The sequence below is a fragment of the Aeromonas sp. s8 genome (genome assembly GCF_040907785.1).
GTDB classification, from domain to species: Bacteria; Pseudomonadota; Gammaproteobacteria; order Enterobacterales; family Aeromonadaceae; genus Aeromonas; species Aeromonas veronii.
Map to the genome: position 1 here is coordinate 260,787 of NZ_JBFOCL010000015.1, position 19,288 is coordinate 280,074.

General features: G+C 61.2%; 18 protein-coding genes. 11 read left to right on the plus strand and 7 right to left on the minus strand.

Going from position 1 to position 19,288, the window contains the following annotated elements:
• Positions 1-207 (minus strand): hypothetical protein, encoded by a 207-nt coding sequence (locus tag AB5Y86_RS05090; RefSeq protein WP_368192302.1) that lies wholly within the window; start codon positions 205-207, stop codon positions 1-3.
• 153 nt (positions 208-360) lie between these two features.
• Between AB5Y86_RS05090 and AB5Y86_RS05095 the strand changes: the two genes are divergently transcribed.
• Both AB5Y86_RS05095 and AB5Y86_RS05100 read left to right on the plus strand, forming a co-directional pair.
• The gene (locus tag AB5Y86_RS05095) at positions 361-1,704 is read left to right on the plus strand and encodes an anaerobic C4-dicarboxylate transporter (RefSeq protein ID WP_005337916.1); all 1,344 of its coding nucleotides are present in this window, start codon (positions 361-363) and stop codon (positions 1,702-1,704) included.
• Positions 1,705-1,877: 173 nt separating this feature from the next.
• Positions 1,878-2,534 (plus strand): hypothetical protein, encoded by a 657-nt coding sequence (locus AB5Y86_RS05100; protein WP_368192303.1) that lies wholly within the window; start codon positions 1,878-1,880, stop codon positions 2,532-2,534.
• A 138-nt stretch (positions 2,535-2,672) separates the two neighbouring features.
• Here the strand turns inward: AB5Y86_RS05100 and AB5Y86_RS05105 are convergent, their stop codons facing one another.
• Both AB5Y86_RS05105 and dcuC read right to left on the minus strand, forming a co-directional pair.
• The gene (locus AB5Y86_RS05105; RefSeq protein WP_368192304.1) at positions 2,673-3,812 is read right to left on the minus strand and encodes a M20 family metallopeptidase; all 1,140 of its coding nucleotides are present in this window, start codon (positions 3,810-3,812) and stop codon (positions 2,673-2,675) included.
• A 134-nt stretch (positions 3,813-3,946) separates the two neighbouring features.
• Positions 3,947-5,323, minus strand: a complete 1,377-nt coding sequence (gene dcuC / locus AB5Y86_RS05110) for a C4-dicarboxylate transporter DcuC (RefSeq protein ID WP_005350454.1) — start codon at positions 5,321-5,323, stop codon at positions 3,947-3,949.
• A 285-nt stretch (positions 5,324-5,608) separates the two neighbouring features.
• Between dcuC and AB5Y86_RS05115 the strand changes: the two genes are divergently transcribed.
• From AB5Y86_RS05115 to AB5Y86_RS05150, 8 genes are all read left to right on the plus strand, one after another.
• On the plus strand, positions 5,609-5,923 hold the full coding sequence (locus AB5Y86_RS05115; protein WP_005337929.1) for a hypothetical protein: 315 nt from the start codon (positions 5,609-5,611) through the stop codon (positions 5,921-5,923).
• A gap of 317 nt (positions 5,924-6,240) precedes the next feature.
• Positions 6,241-6,591 carry an ArsC family reductase gene (locus AB5Y86_RS05120; protein ID WP_005337930.1) on the plus strand — a complete coding sequence of 117 codons (351 nt, stop codon included), beginning with the start codon at positions 6,241-6,243 and terminating at the stop codon, positions 6,589-6,591.
• A gap of 19 nt (positions 6,592-6,610) precedes the next feature.
• The gene (dapE, locus tag AB5Y86_RS05125; protein ID WP_159143444.1) at positions 6,611-7,738 is read left to right on the plus strand and encodes a succinyl-diaminopimelate desuccinylase; all 1,128 of its coding nucleotides are present in this window, start codon (positions 6,611-6,613) and stop codon (positions 7,736-7,738) included.
• The gene (locus AB5Y86_RS05130; protein ID WP_368192305.1) at positions 7,735-8,424 is read left to right on the plus strand and encodes a M15 family metallopeptidase; all 690 of its coding nucleotides are present in this window, start codon (positions 7,735-7,737) and stop codon (positions 8,422-8,424) included. Before dapE ends, AB5Y86_RS05130 begins: the two co-directional genes overlap by 4 nt.
• A complete protein-coding gene (locus AB5Y86_RS05135) occupies positions 8,421-8,567 on the plus strand; it encodes a hypothetical protein (RefSeq protein ID WP_181224420.1) in 147 nt (48 codons plus the stop codon). Before AB5Y86_RS05130 ends, AB5Y86_RS05135 begins: the two co-directional genes overlap by 4 nt.
• Positions 8,568-8,846: 279 nt before the next feature.
• Positions 8,847-10,574 (plus strand): potassium/proton antiporter, encoded by a 1,728-nt coding sequence (locus tag AB5Y86_RS05140; protein ID WP_043818568.1) that lies wholly within the window; start codon positions 8,847-8,849, stop codon positions 10,572-10,574.
• 43 nt (positions 10,575-10,617) lie between these two features.
• The gene (locus tag AB5Y86_RS05145) at positions 10,618-11,721 is read left to right on the plus strand and encodes a beta-N-acetylglucosaminidase domain-containing protein (protein ID WP_368192306.1); all 1,104 of its coding nucleotides are present in this window, start codon (positions 10,618-10,620) and stop codon (positions 11,719-11,721) included.
• A gap of 31 nt (positions 11,722-11,752) precedes the next feature.
• Positions 11,753-12,961 carry a cation:proton antiporter gene (locus AB5Y86_RS05150; RefSeq protein ID WP_368192307.1) on the plus strand — a complete coding sequence of 403 codons (1,209 nt, stop codon included), beginning with the start codon at positions 11,753-11,755 and terminating at the stop codon, positions 12,959-12,961.
• A gap of 73 nt (positions 12,962-13,034) precedes the next feature.
• On the opposite strand, the gene AB5Y86_RS05155 is transcribed toward AB5Y86_RS05150, so the two are convergent.
• Positions 13,035-13,667: a LysE family translocator gene (locus AB5Y86_RS05155; RefSeq protein WP_005344345.1), complete on the minus strand. Its 633-nt coding sequence runs from the start codon at positions 13,665-13,667 to the stop codon at positions 13,035-13,037.
• 232 nt (positions 13,668-13,899) lie between these two features.
• Here AB5Y86_RS05155 and AB5Y86_RS05160 point away from each other — a divergent pair, with 232 nt between their 5' ends.
• Positions 13,900-15,522, plus strand: coding sequence for a methyl-accepting chemotaxis protein (locus AB5Y86_RS05160; RefSeq protein ID WP_368192308.1), 1,623 nt, complete (start codon positions 13,900-13,902; stop codon positions 15,520-15,522).
• Positions 15,523-15,661: 139 nt separating this feature from the next.
• Here the strand turns inward: AB5Y86_RS05160 and AB5Y86_RS05165 are convergent, their stop codons facing one another.
• The 3 genes from AB5Y86_RS05165 to AB5Y86_RS05175 all read right to left on the minus strand — a co-directional run bounded on the left by AB5Y86_RS05165 (position 15,662) and on the right by AB5Y86_RS05175 (position 19,231).
• Positions 15,662-17,137: a YfcC family protein gene (locus AB5Y86_RS05165; RefSeq protein ID WP_368192309.1), complete on the minus strand. Its 1,476-nt coding sequence runs from the start codon at positions 17,135-17,137 to the stop codon at positions 15,662-15,664.
• A 162-nt stretch (positions 17,138-17,299) separates the two neighbouring features.
• Entirely contained in the window at positions 17,300-18,493 is a 1,194-nt protein-coding gene (fabV, locus tag AB5Y86_RS05170; protein ID WP_005361765.1) for an enoyl-ACP reductase FabV, read from the minus strand.
• A gap of 150 nt (positions 18,494-18,643) precedes the next feature.
• Positions 18,644-19,231, minus strand: a complete 588-nt coding sequence (locus tag AB5Y86_RS05175; RefSeq protein ID WP_201937131.1) for a histidine phosphatase family protein — start codon at positions 19,229-19,231, stop codon at positions 18,644-18,646.
• Between the last annotated feature and the right edge of the window lie 57 nt (positions 19,232-19,288).

The window sequence follows — 19,288 nt, forward strand, 5'->3', positions numbered from 1 at the left end:
TCAGCCCTTGCTGGCAAAAATAGCCTGAGCGCTGGCTTTTTCACCCTCTTCTGCCGCAATCGAGCCCTTTTTATGCCCCTCCCCTGCAGCCCTGTTGCCGCTCTGTTCTACCGCCATGACCACCCGATGGCTTGGCCCCGAGTGATACCATTTAGTGAAAAAAAATGATGTTTTTGTTAGTACGTGGTTTTTAAGTGGTTTAATCAAAAATTCATCGAGTTATTGAAGTAACTCAATTTTTTCACTTTTTCAGGGGAGCAGAATAGCAACTAACCCTTTTGGGCTAAATAAAACAGACAATGACAATTCATGGTTCAGGCTACCCGCGGCAATATGGGTTGAATCACACGAGGTAACGGAATGATCTTGATGGAATTTTTGGTGGTACTCGGCTGCTTGCTGCTGGGTACCCGCTTTGGGGGCATGGGACTCGGTCTCATCAGTGGTATCGGTCTCTTCCTGCTGACCTTCGTCTTCGGCCTGGTGCCGGGCGAACCGCCTGTTCAGGTAATGCTGACCATTCTGGCGGTGATCGGCTGTGCCGCCACCCTGCAGACTGCCGGTGGCCTCAACCTGATGATGCAGGTGGCCGAGCGTCTGCTGCGCCGTCACCCGCAATACATCACTATCCTGGCGCCGCTCACCACCTGGACCCTCACCTTCCTGTGCGGTACCGGCCACGTGGTCTACACCATGTTCCCCATCATCGCTGACATCGCGCTGCAGAAGAACATCCGTCCCGAGCGCCCGATGGCCGTGGCCTCCGTTGCCTCCCAGATGGCGATCTGCGCCTCCCCGGTCTCCGTTGCCGTGGTCTCCATGGTCTCCATTCTGGCGGCCGGTCACGGTATCGGTCAGGCTTACGGCCTGCTCGACATCCTGATGATCGCCATCCCCTCCTCCCTGACCGGTGTCATCGTGGCAGCCCTGTGGAGCCTGCGTCGCGGCAAGGATCTGGACAAGGACGAAGAGTTCCAGGCCAAGATCAAAGACCCGGAGCAGCGTGCCTTCATCTACGGCGGTGGTGAAACCCTGCTCAACACCAAGTTCCCGAAAGAGGCATACTGGTCTACCTGGATCTTCTTCGCCGCCATCGCTGCCGTGGTATTGCTCGGTGCCAACGAAGGTCTGCGTCCGGTGTTCACCATCAAGGACAAGACCGGCCCGCTCTCCATGAACCTGGTGATCCAGATGATGATGCTGATCGCCGGTGCCATCATCCTGATGCGCTGCAAGGTCAAGCCGGGCGAGATCGCCAACGGCGCCGTCTTCAAGGCAGGCATGGTCGCCATCTTCTCCGTATTCGGGGTGGCATGGATGAGTGAGACCTTCTTCCAGGCTCACATGCCGCTGCTCAAAGAGACTCTGGCCCATGTGGTACAGGCCCAGCCCTGGACCTACGCCCTGGTGCTCTTCCTCATCTCCAAGCTGGTAAACAGCCAGGCCGCCGCCCTCACCGCCATCGCCCCCATGGGTCTGGCGCTGGGTGTGGAGCCGAAGCTGCTGATCGCCTTCCTGCCGGCGAGCTACGGCTACTTCGTGCTGCCGACCTACCCGAGCGATCTGGCCTGTATCGGTTTCGACCGCTCCGGCACCACCCGCATCGGCAAGTTCATCATCAACCACAGCTTCATCATTCCGGGGCTGATCGGGGTGGTGACCTCCTGCTCGCTGGGCTTTATCCTGACCAGCATCCTGCTCTAATCGCAGCGGCGTTTACCACGCTATTGCAATACAGGCCCCCACTTCGGGGGCCTGCTTTTTTCCCGCTCTGTGACCCCAACCATTTCCCCGCCGCCATTTCCGGACACTATGCCTTTACCTCTGCCCCCGCCGCTGGGTAGCATGCCCCCTCGTTCACCATTGGAATCTCATCCATGTCTCGCGTCATCCTGCTCTGGAGCGGTGGCAAAGATGCCATGCTGGCCCTCTGTCATGCTCGCCAAGCGGGCCATCAGGTGATGGCACTGGCCACCTTTGCGCCGCCAGAACCCCGATTTCTCGCTCACCCCTTGCCGCTGGTGCGCCGTCAGGCGGAAGCCCTCGGGCTGCCCCATCTGCTGGTCACCATAGAAGCACCGTTCGAGCAGAGCTATGAGACGGCGCTGAGCCGCTTGCAGCAGGAGTGGAACCTCGACGGGGTGGTCACCGGCGATATCGACAGCGTGGGCGGTGCGCCTAACTGGATCCGCGAGCGCTGCCGCCCGCTTGGTCTCACCGTCCACACCCCGCTCTGGCAGCAATCTCGTCAAGCCTTGCTGGCGGATATGCTGGCGCGTGGCATCGTCGCCCACCTCTCCTGCGTCGATACCCGGGCGCTTTCCCCCGAGTGGACTGGACGCACCCTTGATGCCGCCACCCTCTGCGAGCTACAACAACTGGCCGAGCGCGAGGGCTTCGATGCCTGTGGCGAGCAGGGGGAGTACCACACCATGGTGACCGACGGCCCGGGCTTTGCCGCCCCGCTGCGCCTCGATGGCTGGCTAGTGGCGCGGCAGGATCATCTGGCCTATCTGGCCGAGCCACAGGGGTAACGGCCTCAAGCCATCTGGCCCGCTCACTCAGCGCGCGAAAAATCGAGATAAAAAAACGGGAGGCAACAGCCTCCCGTTTGGATTTGAGCGGACCAGTTTTGAGCGGGCCATGACGACCCGAACAAGGGATAAACCGGCTTATTTCGCCAGCTTGCCCAGCACCCGCTGCAACAGGCGGATGCGTGGTTCGATGCTCTCCAGCAGCAGGAATTCCGCCTCCGAGTGGAAACCACCGCCCATGGGGCCGAAGCCATCCAGCGACGGCACACCCGCGGCGGCGGTGAAGTTGGCATCCGAGCCGCCACCGGCCTCCAGCCAGTTGAAGGGGATCCCCTCCTCGTTGGCTGCCTCCTCTACCAGCGCCATCAGCGCCTCGGTGTCACCGCTCGGGCGCATCGCCGGCTTGAAGGTCTGGCGATCCACCTCGACCCGACAACCCGCGAGGAAGGGGTTGTTGGCCATAAAGGTGAGCCGGTCGTGTACCGCAGCGGCCTCTTCGTTGCTCCAGAAGCGCAAATCCACGATCGCCTCGGCAAAGTCCGGCACCACGTTGACGCCGGTGCCGCCCTGTACCACGCCGACGTTCATGGTGGTGCCCGTGGTCATGTTGACCTGCTCGTTGATGGCCAGCACCCAGTGCGCCAGCTCGGTGATAGCAGAGACACCTTCGGTCAGGGCCGAACCGGCGTGGGACGCCTTGCCGTGGAAGGTGATGCGGTACTTGGCATTGCCCTTGCGGGCGCTGATGAGATCGCCACTCGGGCGAGCAGCTTCAGCCACCAGCACGCAGCCGCTCTGTTTGGCCTTCTCCACCAGCCAATCTTTCGACCAGGGGGAGCCAATCTCTTCGTCGCAGTTGCAGCAGACCAGCACCTTGAGCTTGGCATGCAATGCCGGATCCATCTCTTTGAGGGCATACCAGATAGAGAGCAGGCCGCTCTTCATGTCCGAGACGCCGGGGCCAAAGGCTTGATTGCCTTCGATTTTCAGCGGGCGCTTGGCCGCAGTCCCCTCGGGGAAGACGGTATCCATGTGGCCGCACAGCATCACGTCGTAGTGATCGGCACCCGGCGCATTGGTGATCTCGAGGCAGGGGCCGCACTCGGCAGCAAACTGGTGGCGAGTCACCTGCCAGCCGATGGCCTCATATTTCTCGGTCATGATGTCGGCCACTTTCGCCACCCCGGCCGGGGTGCGAGTACCGCAATCGAGGTTGATGAGCGGGGCCAGATCGGCCAGATAGCCATCGAGGGAAAACGGGCTCTTTACAACTGTCATTATCTTCTCCATGCAACAATCAGCGTTGATGGCCGATCGTCTATTGCAACAAAGCGACACAGTGAGAAAAAGGCGGGCAGCCATGCCACCCACCCGACCGGTAAATTCCAAACACCACTACATAACCCACATCACTACATGAACAGCAGATAGTTGAGGGTCAGCGCCGTCACCAGCGCCCCCGCCATCGGCACGCTGGTGCGCTTGACCACGGTAAAGGGCGATACCTTGGCAATCCCCGCACAGGCGATCAGTACCGCAGCGATGGGAGAGACGGTGCGGCCGATACTGGAAGCGAGCTGCATCGGCAGCAGCATGGTCACCGCCGGTACGCCAAACTTGGCCGCCACCGCCGGTGCCAGGGTCGAGAAGCTGAGGAACGCCGCGTTGCCGGAGCCCATGATGACCGCCGCTACCATGATCAGCGCCACCATCACCAGGGTCATCAGACCGCTGCCGATACCGGCATTGCTGGCAGAGTGCAGCAGGGTATCGATGGCGCCGATGGCCTTGAGGGATTCGGCAAACAGCTCGGCACAGACGATGAGCGCCACCACGGGGCCAAACACCTTGCCCATGCCATCGAGGAAGCTCGACAGCCCCGCGAATGCGGTACGCACCGAGCGGCTACGCAGCAGCTCGCACAGCATGCCGATAAAGACCGACAGCAGCATGGCCACCTCCACGCTCATCTTGATGTCGCTAACCAGCAGCTTGGAGAAGGTCATCATCAGCACGAAGGGGATGATCGGCAGCAGGGCATACCAGGTGGGCGCCTGCACGCTCTCGGTGCCCTGTTCGTCCAGCTCGGCGTGATCGCCGCGATGGAGCGCCGGATCCCAGCCATCCTTGCGATCGCAGTGACGCTGCCAGAAGAAGTGCAGCACCATGGTCACCAGCAGCATGGGGGCCACCAGCCAGATCTGGTAGTCAACAAAATAGCTGGTCGGATCCATGCCGGATTGACCGGCGGAGAAGATGGCGTTGGTCTGGGTTGGGCCAATCTCAAACGCCTGTGAGGTGGCGATGACACCACAAGCGGAGGCCGGGCTGATGCCGAGGTTGCGCATCACCGGGTACATGGTGACCATCAACAGCAGGCCAAGGCCGGTAGCGGAGGTAACGAACAGGGAGACAAAAACAGCCACCAGATAGCAGATGGAGAGCATCAGGTAGCTGGACTGAATGCCTGCCACCGGTTTGACCGCCACCCGCACCAGCGCCTGGGAGGCCCCGATATGGGACATGTAGGTGGCAAACCCCGCCACCGCCATGATGGTGAGGCCGAGGCCCGCCGCGCGGTAGGAGAAGATCCCCTTGAACACTTCGAACAGGTCGAACAGGGCGAAACCGGTGCTCTTGTCAGCGGGGAGAATGGGGTGCAGCCCCAGCCAGTAGGCCACCGCAAAAATGGCCATGCCCGCCAGCGCCAGCACCGCCTGCGGGTTGTAATCCTTGATGATGCCGTAGACCACGGCGACCAGAACGAGCAAGACGAATAAAAGTTCCAATATTCACTCCTGATAAATTTATCGAAGAGCGAAATCTAGTGATCTGACCACTGTTTGCCTTTGATCCCTATCAATAAAGGTGCCGTCATCGTGATTCATTAGCATAATATGTCGACCATGTAACAATTTTTCGTTATTTCAACTACCGGAAAACCTTTATCACCCCATATCCGGGAATTGTGTGACGCGACTCCCCTCTTTTTTGCGTTGGATCAACATCTGACGGCGCCGAACTGGCGAAGATGCGCTTCGACACATAGCGACCATTTCGCGCCGGAGAGAGTTATGACAAGCCAAGCCACCGCAGGTGCTTCGACCTGCGACTACAAGCTGTGGGACATCCTCGTCGAGTCTGCAAAGGAACGCACTACCATTCGTTACTCCAAACTGGCCAAGCAGGCCGGGCTGGAGCAGTGCCAGGATGAACTGCGCACCCTGCTGCAACGCATCCGCATGTACTGCACCGAAAACAACCTGCCGATCCTCTCCGCCATCGTGGTGGACGACGTGGGCAAATACACTGGCCTCTCTTCCAGCCTGCCTGATGCACCCTGGGAACGGGCCCGGGTCTTTGACCATGAGTGGACCACCCTGCACTGATTGAGGTGCTTGATGATGCCGACCAAAACGCGCCCGCTGGCGCGTTTTGGCTATCTGGTGTTTGCCCTTTCTCTTTTTCTCCTGCAATAGTCGATCTTCTCCCGCAATACCCAACCCCATCGGGCACGCCCACCGTACTGCTTCTGACCTTGTGTTCAAAATCGCCGCTCAGGTGTGACCAGTTCCGGTAAAACCCGCGAGCCGGACCATCGGCGTTGCCATGGGATTGCCACAATGCCAGAATCGGGCCCTTGCACTGCGTTGATTCGGATTTTCGGGCACGGCCACGGCCAGCGCCCACAAGAGAAGGACTCCCCATGGCCATCACCCTCTATGGCATCAAGAACTGCGACACCATCAAGAAAGCCCGCAAGTGGCTGGATGAGGCCGGTATCGACTACCGCTTTCACGACCACCGCGCTGACGGCCTGAATCCGGACGATCTGGACAGCTGGCTGGCAAAACTCGGCTGGGAAGCCCTGCTCAACAGTCGCGGTACCACCTTCCGCGCCCTGCCGGATGAGGCCAAACAAGGGCTCGACACCGCCAAGGCTCGCGCCCTGCTGCTGGAACATCCGGCCATGATCAAGCGTCCGCTGCTCGACCGTGACGGCGAACTGACTCTGGGTTTCAAGGCCGATCACTACCAATCCCTCTTCTCCCGTTAAGGACAACTAAGGACAACTGATGTCGGATGTCATCGCACTGGCCAAGGAGCTGATCCGCCGCCCCTCTGTTACCCCCCTCGATGAAGGGTGCCAGACCCTGATGGCGGAGCGCCTCGCCAAGCTCGGGTTTGTCATCGAGCCCATGGTGTTTGAGGACACCACCAACCTCTGGGCCCGTCGTGGCAGCGAGGGGCCGCTGTTCTGCTTCGCCGGTCACACCGACGTGGTGCCCGCCGGGCCGCTGGACAAATGGCACACCCCGCCGTTCGAGCCGACCCTCAAGGATGGCGTGCTCTATGGCCGCGGTGCCGCCGACATGAAGGGCTCGCTGGCTTCCATGGTGGTGGCGGTCGAGCGCTTCGTGACCGAGCATCCGGATCACACCGGGTCCATCGCCTTTCTCATCACCTCCGATGAGGAGGGGCCCTTTATCAATGGCACCACCCGGGTGATCGACACCCTGGAGGCCCGCAACGAGAAGATCCGCTGGTGCATCGTCGGCGAGCCCTCCTCCACCGCCGTGGTCGGCGATGTGGTAAAAAATGGCCGACGCGGCTCCATCACCGGTGATCTGCTGGTGCGCGGGGTGCAGGGCCATGTCGCCTACCCCCATCTGGCGGACAACCCGATCCACAAGGCGGCGCCGGCGCTGGCGGAGCTCGCCGCCACCGTGTGGGATGAGGGCAACGCCTACTTCCCCCCCACCAGCTTCCAGATCGCCAACATCTCGGCCGGCACCGGCGCCTCCAACGTCATTCCGGGCGAGCTGCAGGTCCAGTTCAACTTCCGCTTCAGTACCGAACTGACCGACATGGATATCCGCGAGCGGGTCGAAGCGTTGCTGGATAAACATGGCCTCGATTATCAGCTGAGCTGGACACTCTCCGGCCAGCCGTTCCTCACCGACACCGGCGCGCTGCTCGATGCGGCCGTGTCGGCCATCGAACAGGTTAATGGTCAGCGACCGGCCCTGCTCACCACCGGCGGCACTTCCGACGGGCGCTTTATCGCCCCCACCGGCGCCGAGGTGATTGAGCTCGGTCCCGTCAACGCAACCATTCACAAGGTGAACGAGTGCGTGAAGGCGGACGATCTGGATCTGCTGGCCGACATGTACCAAGGGGTGCTCGAGAGATTGCTGGCATGACGCAGGAACAACTGCTGGGGCTCGACGAGAGCCACCTTATTGTGGTGGGGCGCGGCCCCCATCGTCTGACTGCCGCCACCGCCGCGGCCTTCAACGACATGCAGGTTGCGGCCGCCTATGAGGGGTTCAACCTGCAGGCGGCCTCCAGCTGGCGCAGCTTCGAGCGCCAGCTCGCCATCTGGAATGGCAAGTGGCGCGGCGAACGGCCACTGCTCGATGCCAACAGCCAGCCCATCGATGCCCTGCAACTGGGCGAGGTGGAGCGGCTGCACGCCATCCTGCGCTGGAGCGCCCTGCCCGGCACCAGCCGCCACCACTGGGGGACCGATCTCGACATCTACGACCCGGACTGTTTGCCTGCCGATACCAAACTGGCACTGGAGCCCTGGGAGTATGAAGCCGGGGGCTGGTTTGCAGATCTCAGCGAGTGGCTCAGCGACCATATGAGCGACTTCGGCTTCTTCCTCCCTTATGCCAAGCCGCTCGGGGCAGAGAGCGGGGTCGCCTACGAGCCCTGGCATATCAGCTTCTCGCTGGAGTCCGATGAGCAGCGGCTCGATCCCGCAGCACTGGCGCTTTGCCTGCAACAGGCGGATATTGAAGGCAAGTCGACCATATTGGCCAACCTTGATGAAATTTTGGCCCGTTATGTCACCACCTGTCCTGACGAAAGGAAAATCCCATGAATCTCTGGCTGTGGATAGGGTTGCCGCTGCTGTTCCTGCTCGGGCTGTTTCTCAATGCCATCAAAGACATGAAACGGCTGGAGAAGCAGTTGCCCAACTACAAGGACAAGATCCGCAAAGTGAAGGATGACGAGGACGACTGAATCCCGCCCCATCCCGTGGGGAGCGCCCTTGTGCTCCCCTCTCCCTCTGCTGTGCCGTTTCGCTTTTCCCCGCCCTTTCCTCCCTGCGCATCCTGAAATCGACGCTCCTTTGACTCCGCTTTCGATAACCCCGTCACTGTCAGAATATGGCGCGGCCATGCTGAAAAAAGGGATGAAAAATGTAAGAAAGTGCAAATTGATGCACAAATAAGCCACACAAGGGGGGCCTAACTGCATATAATGTGCCTACTTTGCACATTACCAGGAAGGAGTTCGCCCTTGGATGCCGCTACCATCAACAGTTTCTTTTTTGTCGCTGCCCTGTTGGTGGGAGCCAGCGTACTGTTGAGCGCCCTCTCTTCCCGCCTCGGTATTCCCATTCTGGTTATCTTCCTCGCCGTCGGCATGCTGGCCGGTGAGGATGGCCCAGGTGGCATCCACTTCGCTGACTACTCCATCGCCTATCTGGTGGGCAACCTGGCGCTCGCCATAATCCTGCTCGACGGCGGCATGCGCACCCGGGTCTCATCGTTCCGGGTGGCGCTCTGGCCTGCCCTGTCGCTGGCGACGGTCGGGGTGGCCATCACCACCGGCCTGACGGGTCTGGCCGCCGCCTGGCTGTTTGACCTCAACCTGATGCAGGGGATGCTGATCGGCGCCATCGTCGGCTCCACCGATGCGGCAGCGGTTTTCTCCCTGCTTGGCGGGCGCAGCCTCAACGAGCGGGTGAGCGCCACTCTGGAGATAGAGTCAGGCAGCAACGACCCCATGGCGGTGTTTCTCACCGTCACCCTGATCGAGGTGCTCGCCACCGCCCAGCAAGGGCTGGATGGGGGCTTCCTGCTGCTGCAACTGGTCAAGCAGTTTGGTCTTGGCGCCGGGATTGGCCTTGGCGGCGGCTGGCTGCTGTGGCGTCTCATCAACACCGCCCGTCTGGCGCCGGGACTCTATCCGCTGCTCACCGTCAGCGGCGGTCTGCTGATCTTCGCCCTCACCACGGCGGTCGGTGGCAGCGGCATTCTCGCCATCTATCTCACCGGTCTGTTGCTCGGCAACCTCGCCCTGCGCAGTCGCAGCACCACATTGTCGGTGCTGGACGGTCTGACCTGGCTCAGCCAAATTGGCATGTTTCTGGTGCTGGGGCTGCTTGCCTCCCCCCACAAGCTGCTGCCCATCGCCCTGCCCGCGCTGGCGCTGGCGATGTGGATGATCCTGTTTGCCCGCCCGGTGTCGGTCTGGATCGGGCTGCTGCCGTTCAAGAACTTCGCCCCCCGCGAGCGCTGGTTTATCTCCTGGGTCGGCCTGCGCGGCGCCGTGCCCATCATTCTGGCGGTGTTCCCCATGATGGCGGGACTTCCCAATGCCCAGCTCTACTTCAACGTCGCCTTTTTCGTGGTGCTGGTTTCGCTGATTTTGCAGGGCAGCTCGCTGCCGCTGGCCTCAAAACTGGCGCGGGTGGAGGTACCGGCACCGCCGTCGCCCATCAACCGCTCGGGGCTCGAGATCGATCTCGACAGCCAGTGGGAGACCTTCGTCTACCAGCTGGGGGAGGAGAAGTGGTGCATCGGCTCGCCGCTGCGGGATCTGCAGATGCCCGCCGGCACCCGGATCTGCGCCCTGTTTCGTGGCCGCGAGCTGCTCCACCCCTCGGGTAGTACCTGTCTGCAGGCCGATGACATCCTCTGCGTCATCGGTCACGAACGTGACCTCCCCGCCCTCGGTCAGCTCTTTAGTCAGGCACCGGAGCAAGATCTCGGCCCCCGCTTCTTCGGTGACTTCCTGCTGGAAGCAGCCGCGCGGCTGGTGGATCTCGCCCCTCTCTACGGGCTGGATGTGAGCGAGGTGGCGGATCAGACTCTGGGCGATTTTATTGCCAGCCAGTTGGGCGATAATCTGGTGGTCGGTGACAACATCGAATGGCAGGGCCTGATCTGGACCGTGGCCGAAATGGACGAGAGCGTGCCGAGCAAGATCGGGGTGCGCTTTCAGGAAGAGGACCCGGTCTGACCGACCGTCCCGTATCAAGTCCCCAGCAAGAAGGGAGAGAGTTATGCCATATCAAAGTTTGCTGTCCGGCCCCCTGCCCCCCGCTGCCAATCTGGGGGTCATTGAAGGCTTTTTTGGCAAGGGATGGAGCTGGCAGGCCCGCGCCCGCTACGCCCAGTGGCTGCCACGCCACGGTTACGGCTTCTATATCTACGCCCCGAAAGAGGATGGCTATCTGCGCAAGCACTGGGCCCTCCCCTGGCCCGAGCAGCAGCTGGCCGATCTCGCCGAGCTGGCGCGCCAGTGCCGCGCCAACGGGCTCGCCTTCGGGGTGGGATTGAGCCCCATGGGGGCGCATCACGACTACGATCGCAAACGCCCGGCGCTGCTTGAAAAAGTGCGCCTCATCGACGAGATGCTGCAGCCTGACATTCTGGCAGTGCTGTTTGACGACATGAAGGGGGATACCCCGGATCTGGCCCGTCACCAGCTCACCATCGCCCACGATATCGCGGCCCACAGCAAGGCAAGCCGCCTCATCTTCTGCCCCAGCTACTACTCGACCGATCCGGTGCTGGAGAAGGTGTTTGGCGCCATGCCTCCCCGCTATCTGGAGGAGCTTGGCGAGCAGCTCGATCGCCGTTTCGAGATCTTCTGGACCGGCCCCAAGGTCTGCTCCAGCGAATATCCAGCCAGTCACCTCAAGCAGGTAACCGAACTGCTCGGCCGCAAGCCCTTCCTGTGGGACAACTACCCGGTCAACGATGGCAGCAAGGCGAGCAGCTACCTGCACCTGCGCGCCTTCGAGAACCGCCCCGCCGAGCTGGCGGAGCTGGTCGCTGGCCACGCGGTCAACCCGATGAAGCAGGCGGCGCTCTCCGCCCTGCCGCTCGCCACCCTGCCGATGAGCTACCGACTCGGCAAGCAGTACGACCCCGACAAGGCGCTGCACGCCGCCCTCAACGCCACCTGCGGCCCGCAGATTTCGGCAATGATCGAGGCCGACCTGCCGCTGTTTCAGGATCTGGGGCTGGCGCAGCTCACCCCAGAGCAGATTGCCGCCCTCAAGGCGCGCTACCTGCCGTTTCGCGACCAATCCTGCGTCGACGAAATCGTGCGCTGGCTGGACGGGGAGTATGTGTTCGACCCCGACTGCCTGACCGACTAAACCGCCCCTGCGGGGGCAGAAAGGAGGTTGTATGGATGCACACCTGCTTTACCAGAATCTGGCGGTAATCGCCGCCTTCTTGCTGATCTACAGCCTGATCGCGGGGCGCTTCGAATCAAAACTGGTCAACGGCCCCCTGCTATTTCTGCTGACCGGCTGGCTACTGGGGCCGGGAGGGCTGGAGCTGCTCTCCCTCTCTATCGACAGCGCCGGCATCAAGCTGCTGGCCGAGCTGACGCTGGTGATTGTGCTGTTCAACGATGCCGCCAACACCAACTGGCAGGTATTGCTGGCCAACCGCCAACTCCCCATCCGGCTTTTGCTGATTGGCCTGCCCCTCACCCTGCTTTGTGGCGCCCTGTTTGGCCACTGGATCTTCCCCGACTTGCCACTGCTGGAGATGGCCATCCTCTCCACCATTCTTGCCCCCACCGATGCAGCGCTCGGCAAAGCGGTGGTCAGCAACCCCGAGGTGCCTGCACCGGTGCGCGAAGGGCTCAATCAGGAGAGCGGCCTCAACGACGGCATCTGCGTACCTGTGCTGCTTCTGCTGCTGGCTCTTATCGCCCCCACCGAGCAGCACGCAGGCACCGCCACGTTGGCTATCACCCTGATGCTGGAGGAGATCGGCATTGGCCTGCTGGTCGCCTTTGTGCTGACCAGCCTCACCATCCGGCTGCTGAAGATCTCCTATCTCAATGGCTGGCAACTGCCACTCTGGCGTCAGCTCACCATGCCGGGGCTGGGCCTGCTCTGCTTTGCGCTGGCCCAGACGCTGGGGGGCAGTGGCTTTATCGCCGCCTTTGTCGGCGGCCTCTTTATCGGCCACCGCCTCGGCGAGCACAAGCACGCCTATATGGACAGCTGCGAAGGCTACGGCGACCTGCTCTCCGTGGTGATCTGGATGGTGTTTGGCGCGACCCTGATGCCCATTCTGCCGGAGCTGCTGCACTGGCAATACTGGCTCTATGCCATTGCCAGCCTCACCCTGCTGCGGATGGTGCCGGTCTGGCTGAGCCTCATCGGCACCGGCCTCAAGCCGGAGCTCAAGCTCTTTATCGGCTGGTTCGGCCCGCGGGGCCTTGCCAGTATCGTCTTTGCGGTGATGGTGCTGCAAAACGAACCAGCCCTGATTGGCCAGCGCCCCATCATCGCCACCGTGCTCTGCACCATCATATTGAGCGTCATCCTGCACGGCCTCACCGCCAACCCCTGGGTCGAGCGTTTCAAGCCTCGCTGAGCCACCCGGCGCCCATTAAAAATGCCACCGACCGGTGGCATTTTTCTTGTCTGGTGCGGGTCACTGACAGCTCTTACCCGAGCGCCAGCCAGACTCCCACCCCCAGCATCAGGGTACCGGCGATGCGGTTCATCAGGGTGACGTTGCCGCTCTTGGCAAGGAAGTGGCGCAGGGTGCGGCCGCCGCTGGCGTAGAGCAGCAGACAGGAGAACTCGATGACCAGGATCAGCGCCACCAGCGCGCTGATCTGCGGCGCCATCGGCTTGTCGGCAGAGATAAAGGGGGGCAGCAAGGAGATCATGAAGGCCCACCCTTTGGGGTTGGCGATGGCGGTGACAAAGCCCTGCAGCGCCAGCCCCATGGCGCTGGTCTGTTGACCGGCCGAGAGATCCGCCGGAATGGCCATCTTCCCCTTGGCCTGCCACATCTGGATGCCAAGCCACACCAGATAGGCGCCCCCCACATATTTGAAGGCGGCGAAGATCCCCGGATAGTTGAGCATGATGGCTGCCACCCCGATCACCGACAGCACCGAGACCAGCCCGACCCCGATCAGCTCCCCCCACATCATGTGCAGGGTACGGCGCACCCCCAGGCTCATTCCCAGGGTCATCGACAGGGTCATGCACATGCCGGGGGTCACCGAGACAAAGAAAAAGGTCGGGATAAACAGAGCCAGAATGGCCGGATCGATCCAGCTGGACACAACACACCTCCATATGACGAGAGCGGGAAATCACGAAAACGGGACAGGATTGACACAATCCAGCCAGTTGTACCACATATTCAGGGGATAAAGCGCTCAATCATGCCTAAATGGCTCCTTTCTCACAAGAAAAAACCTTTTCTTCAGCACATTTCAGCAATAAAAGCCTGTGACAGCTCCTGACGTGCATGTGTAATATGTCGGCTCCTCCAATTCCGGATTAGAGCCATTTATGTCATTGAATAATCTATCAATACGTGTCCAGGTCTTGATACCTTTGCTGCTGGCCAGCCTGCTGATGATGGTGATGATCGCCATCAGCAAACAGGGTCTGGATGAAGCCATCAATGACATAGATGAGACGACCCAGACCGTGGTCCAGCACAAGGACGATATTGCCAAACTGATCCACGCCACCTACCGGCTGCGCACCAGCGCCATCTATGGCCTCTACGATGCCAAGCTGTTTGCCGCACTACCTGCGAACCTCAACAGCGCTGAGCAAGAGATCAACACCATCCTCGGCCGTCTGGTGCTCCCCGGTGCCGAGCAGGATAACCGGCAGGTCGCTGCCGCCCTGCAGGCCTACCTCAGCCATACCCGCAGCAACATGCTGCCGCTGCTGGCGCAAAAACATCAGGGTGGCGGCGATCCGGTCGCCTACGAGGCGGCTCGCCTCCATTTCCGCGAGCTGGGTGAACAGCTGATCAAACAGATCGACAACATGTCCGCCCACATCAACCAGCTGATCCAGCAAGAGCTGGCCGACGAGCAGGCTCACTACGACGCCACCCTGCTGCGTACCCTGCTGCTCACCGCCGGTACCCTGCTGGCGGCGCTGATCTGTGGCTGGGTCCTCTCCGGTCGCATCGTCAGCCCCATAGGTCAGTTGCAAGAGGTGATGCACGCCGTGGCGCAAGGGCGCTTCAACGTGCGCGCCAAAGCGGATGGCAACAACGAGCTGACCCGTCTGGCCAAAGATATCAACCTCACCCTGACCCAGCTCGGCAACACCATCGAGAACCTGACCGGGATCAGCAACAGCGTCGCCTCCGCCGCCACCGAGCTGGCCGCCGTGATGACCCAGTCCGAGGCCAATGCAAAGCAGCAGCACAGCGAGATCGAACAGGTCGCCTCCGCCGTGACCGAACTCTCCAGCACCGCTGACAACGTCAACCACAACGCCGCCGTCGCCGACGAGCTGGCGCGGGATGCCAATGGCCGGGTCGAACAGGGGCTCGCCCTCTTTACCGAAAGCATCGCCGCCAACAGCCGGATGGCGGGCAGTCTGGAAGATGCCGCAGCCATCGTGGCCCAGCTCAAATCCCAGTCCGAGCAGATCGGCAAGGTAATTGAAGTGATCCAGGGGATCTCCGAGCAGACCAACCTGCTGGCGCTCAATGCCGCCATCGAAGCAGCTCGCGCCGGTGAAACGGGCCGTGGTTTTGCGGTGGTGGCCGACGAGGTGAGAATGCTGGCTGCCCGCACCCAGGACTCCACCAAGGAGATCCAGGCCATCATCGAGCGGCTGCAGAGCCAGTCCCAATCCGCCAACAACGGCGTGCAGGAGACCCTGGAGATCCTCAGCCATAACCAGCGCTTGTCCGCTCAGGTGCAGGACCTGCTGAGCGGCATTACCGGTGCCGTGCGCCAGATCAACGACGCCAACGCCCAGGTGGCCACCGCCGCCGAGGAGCAGTCCTGCGTCACTGCCGACATCAACCGCAACATCACCAATATTCACGAGATCGTGAGCCAGAGTTCCGCCGGCATCAGCCAGAGCGCCAGTGCCAGCAACGAACTCTCCCAGCTCGCCGAGCAGCAACGCAAGCAACTGGCCCAATTCCAGCTGTAAGCGCACAAAGTGAACCAGACAAAAAGGCCCGCAAGGGCCTTTCTTGTTGGTTAGCTGATACGGTATATGGCTTATACCTGATGAAAGTAAAAAGGCTCCCGCGGGAGCCTTTTTGTTATCTGTGGTTTTATTCGTACCATCAACCGCGCAGCAGGGCGCCAGCCACCAGTACCGCCATGGTGATGAGAGCCACCCCGATGATAAAGGGCAGCACCCAGCGCACGAAGCGATCGTAGGGGATCTTGGCGAGCGCCAGACCGGCCACCAGATGAGCGGCGGTGGGGGCGAACAGGTTGATCCAGCCGGAGGCGGACTGATAGGCGGTGATCACCAGATCCCGGGAGATGCCGGAAAAGTCCGCCAGCGGCCCCATCAGCGGCATGGAGACAGTCGCCAGCCCCGAGGTGGAGGGGATGAAGAAGCTCAGGATGATGTGCACCAGATAGGCCATCAGGATGAAGACCGATGAGGAGAGTCCGGTCACCAGGCCTTCAGCCCAATGCAAAATGGTGTCGATGATGACGCCCTGCTCCATCACCACATAGATGCCGCGCGCCACCGCCACCACCAGTGCCACCCCGATAAGATCCCGAGCGCCGCTCAGGAAAGTCGCCACATAGTTGGACTCCGGCATCCGGTTGATCAGCGCAATCAGGATGGAGGCACTGAAGAAAAGGGTCGAGAGCTCGTCAAACCACCAACCAAAGGTGGGCAGCACGTCGATCCCCAAGTCCGACCAGGGCACCACCGCATAGATCATCAGCAGGAAGGTGCCGAAGAAGACCAGCATGGTGAGCTTCTGCTTGCCGGTGAAGGCGAGATTGCCGCTCTTCATCTGGGAGAACTCGTCGTCATAGGCGATGTCGGCCAGCACGGAGCGGGACTTGTCCTGCTGCACCTGCTTGGCGTAGCGCATCACGAACCAGGAGGCGAAGATCACCAGCAGCAGCCACTGGATGACCCGCAAACCGATCCCCTCACCGATGGGAATGCCGGCAAAACCGGAGGCAATGCCGGTGGCAAACGGGTTGACGGTGGAGGCGAGCACCCCGACCCCGGAGCCAAGCAGGATAATCCCCGCCGCCACCATGCGATCAAAGCCCGCCGCCATCATCACCGGCACGATCAGTGCCCAGAAGGCCACCGTCTCCTCCGCCATGCCGAAGGTGGAGCCGCCGAGGGCAAACAGGGCGATCAGCACCGGGATAAGCAGCCGCTCACGCCCGGCAAAGCCACGCACAATGGCCCCCACCCCGGCATCAAGCGCCCCGCTCTGCATGGTCACCGCGAGAAAACCGCCGATGATGAGCACGAACAGCGCCACATCAGCGGCCTTGTGAAAGCCCTGAATGGGGGCCTTGAGCACATCGAATATCCCCTGCGGATGAGAGGGCAGCTCGGTGTAGCTACCGGGCACCGGCAACAACCGCTCGTCGCCGCTGTAATCGGCCACGGCCGCTGCCGCCACCGGCTGCTGGGTCTTGGCGGTGACATAGTCATATTTGCCCGCTGGCAGCACCCAGGTGAGGCCAGCCATCAAGGCGATGATGATAAAAAGCAGGGTATAGACAGTGGGGAGTTGGCGCTTCTTGGGCGCCTCATTTGGAGTGGTCATAGCTTCCGTTCCTCGGCAATGCCGTCTGTGATCCGATCAGCGCAAGACTAGCGGGTTTGATATGGGAAAAAGGTGATCGCTGATAATAAAATTCCGCAATTTGGCGGAATTTTTGCCAAAAAAACAGGGCCCCGCGGGGCCCTGTTTTCACTTGAGTCAGACTCAGAGCTCGACCACGTCGAATTTCACATCCGGATTTACATCCGCATCGTAATCAACCTCATCCAGCCCGAAACCGAACAGGCGCAGGAACTCCTGCTTGTAGCCGGTGTAGTCAGTCAGCTCGGAAAGATTCTCGCTGGTGATAGATGGCCACAGGTCGCGGCAGGTCTGCTGCACATCTTCGCGCAGTTCCCAGTCATCCATGCGGATGCGAGCCTGATCGTCCAGCGCCATGTCGGACGCGTAGAGACGGGTGCGCATCATGCGATCCACCTGCTCCATACAGCCCTCGTGAATGCCCTTCTCCTTCATAATCTTGAAGGCCATGGAGATATAGAGCGGCATCACCGGAATGGCGGAAGAGGCCTGGGTCACCACGGATTTGAGCACGGCCACGTGAGCGGTGCCGCCCTTGGCTGCCAGATCGCCACGGATGGCGGCAGCGGCGCGGTCCAGATCCTCCTTGGCGCGGCCCAGAGTGCCATGCCAGTAGATTGGCCAGGTCAGATCGGTACCGATGTAGGAGTAGGCCACGGACTTGGCGCCGTCAGCCAGCACGCCGGCATCACGCAGGGCAGCCATCCACAGCTCCCAATCCTGACCGCCCATCACTGTGATGGTGTTCTGGATCTCTTCCTCGTTCGCCGGCTCGACGGTGGCGGTGATGATCTGATCCTTGTTGGTATCGATGGCGGTGGTGGTATAGACCTCACCGATGGGCTTGAGGGCAGAGCGCACCACTTCGCCGGTTTCCGGCATCTTGCGCACCGGAGAGGCCAGGGAGTAGACAACCAGATCGATTTGACCCAGATCCTGCTTGATAAGCTCGATCACCTTGGCGCGGCACTCGTTGGAGAAGGCATCGCCGTTGACGCTCTTGGCGTAGAGGCCCGCCTCTTTGGCTGCCTTGTCGAAAGCGGCAGAGTTGTACCAGCCAGCGGTACCGGTCTTGGACTCGGTGCCCGCTTTTTCAAAGAAGACGCCGAGGGTCGCGGCGCCGCTACCGAAGGCAGCCGCAATCCGGGAGGCCAGGCCATAACCGGTGGAAGCGCCGATCACCAGCACCTTCTTGGGACCATTCTCGATGGTGCCCTTGGCCTTGGTATAAGCGATCTGGCGACGAACATTGGCTTCACAACCGACCGGATGAGTGGTGGTGCAGATAAAGCCGCGAACCTTGGGTTTGATGATCATATGGGGTCTCGGATCCGTTTAATGGATGAAATCGGGGCATAAGATACCTCATCTTGCCGCGATAAGGTGCTCTGATGTGTTGAACTGCGGCACAAATGGGCATCCGAAGATGGCAATCATGGTCCATGCCATGGTGCCACCTCACGGCAACTAGCAGGCAATGCGGGTGATGTGGCCATCCTGCAGCTTATAGAAGGCATCTTGCGGCAACTCCTGTGACCAGGTCGCCTCATAGTCGAGATCGGCATAGACGCCACGCAGCATGGCACCGAGCAGACCGTGGGAGATGACGATGGCCCGCTCGGCGATGGCAGGATCCTGCAACCATTGGTGTGCCCGGCGCTGAATGCTCTCGAAGCTCTCGGCCCCCGGTGCCTGCAGATACCAGTCCCCCTTGCCGGTATCGAGCTCGGGGTGGGCAAGACGCAGCGCCGGGATCTGGCAGCTCTCCCACTCCCCCATGCCCAGCTCCATCAATCGATCGTCCCAGACGATGCGATCCGCCGCCAGCCCCAACTGCTCGCACACCAGCAGCGCAGTCTGACGGGCACGCCCGAGCGGGCTGGCATAGATGGTCCAACGGGCGGGTTCCGCCAATTCGCCAGCAAGCCGCCGCCCCATGGCGATGGCTTGCGCCTCGCCCTTGTCGGTCAGTTCGGAGTTGCAACGCCCCTGCAGACGCTGCTCGGCATTGAAGCGGGTCTGGCCATGGCGCAGCAGATAGATGAGTCGAGACATGATTTCTCCAGCACGTTCAGAGAGATAGAAAAACAAAGGGGGGAGATGATAGCAGAT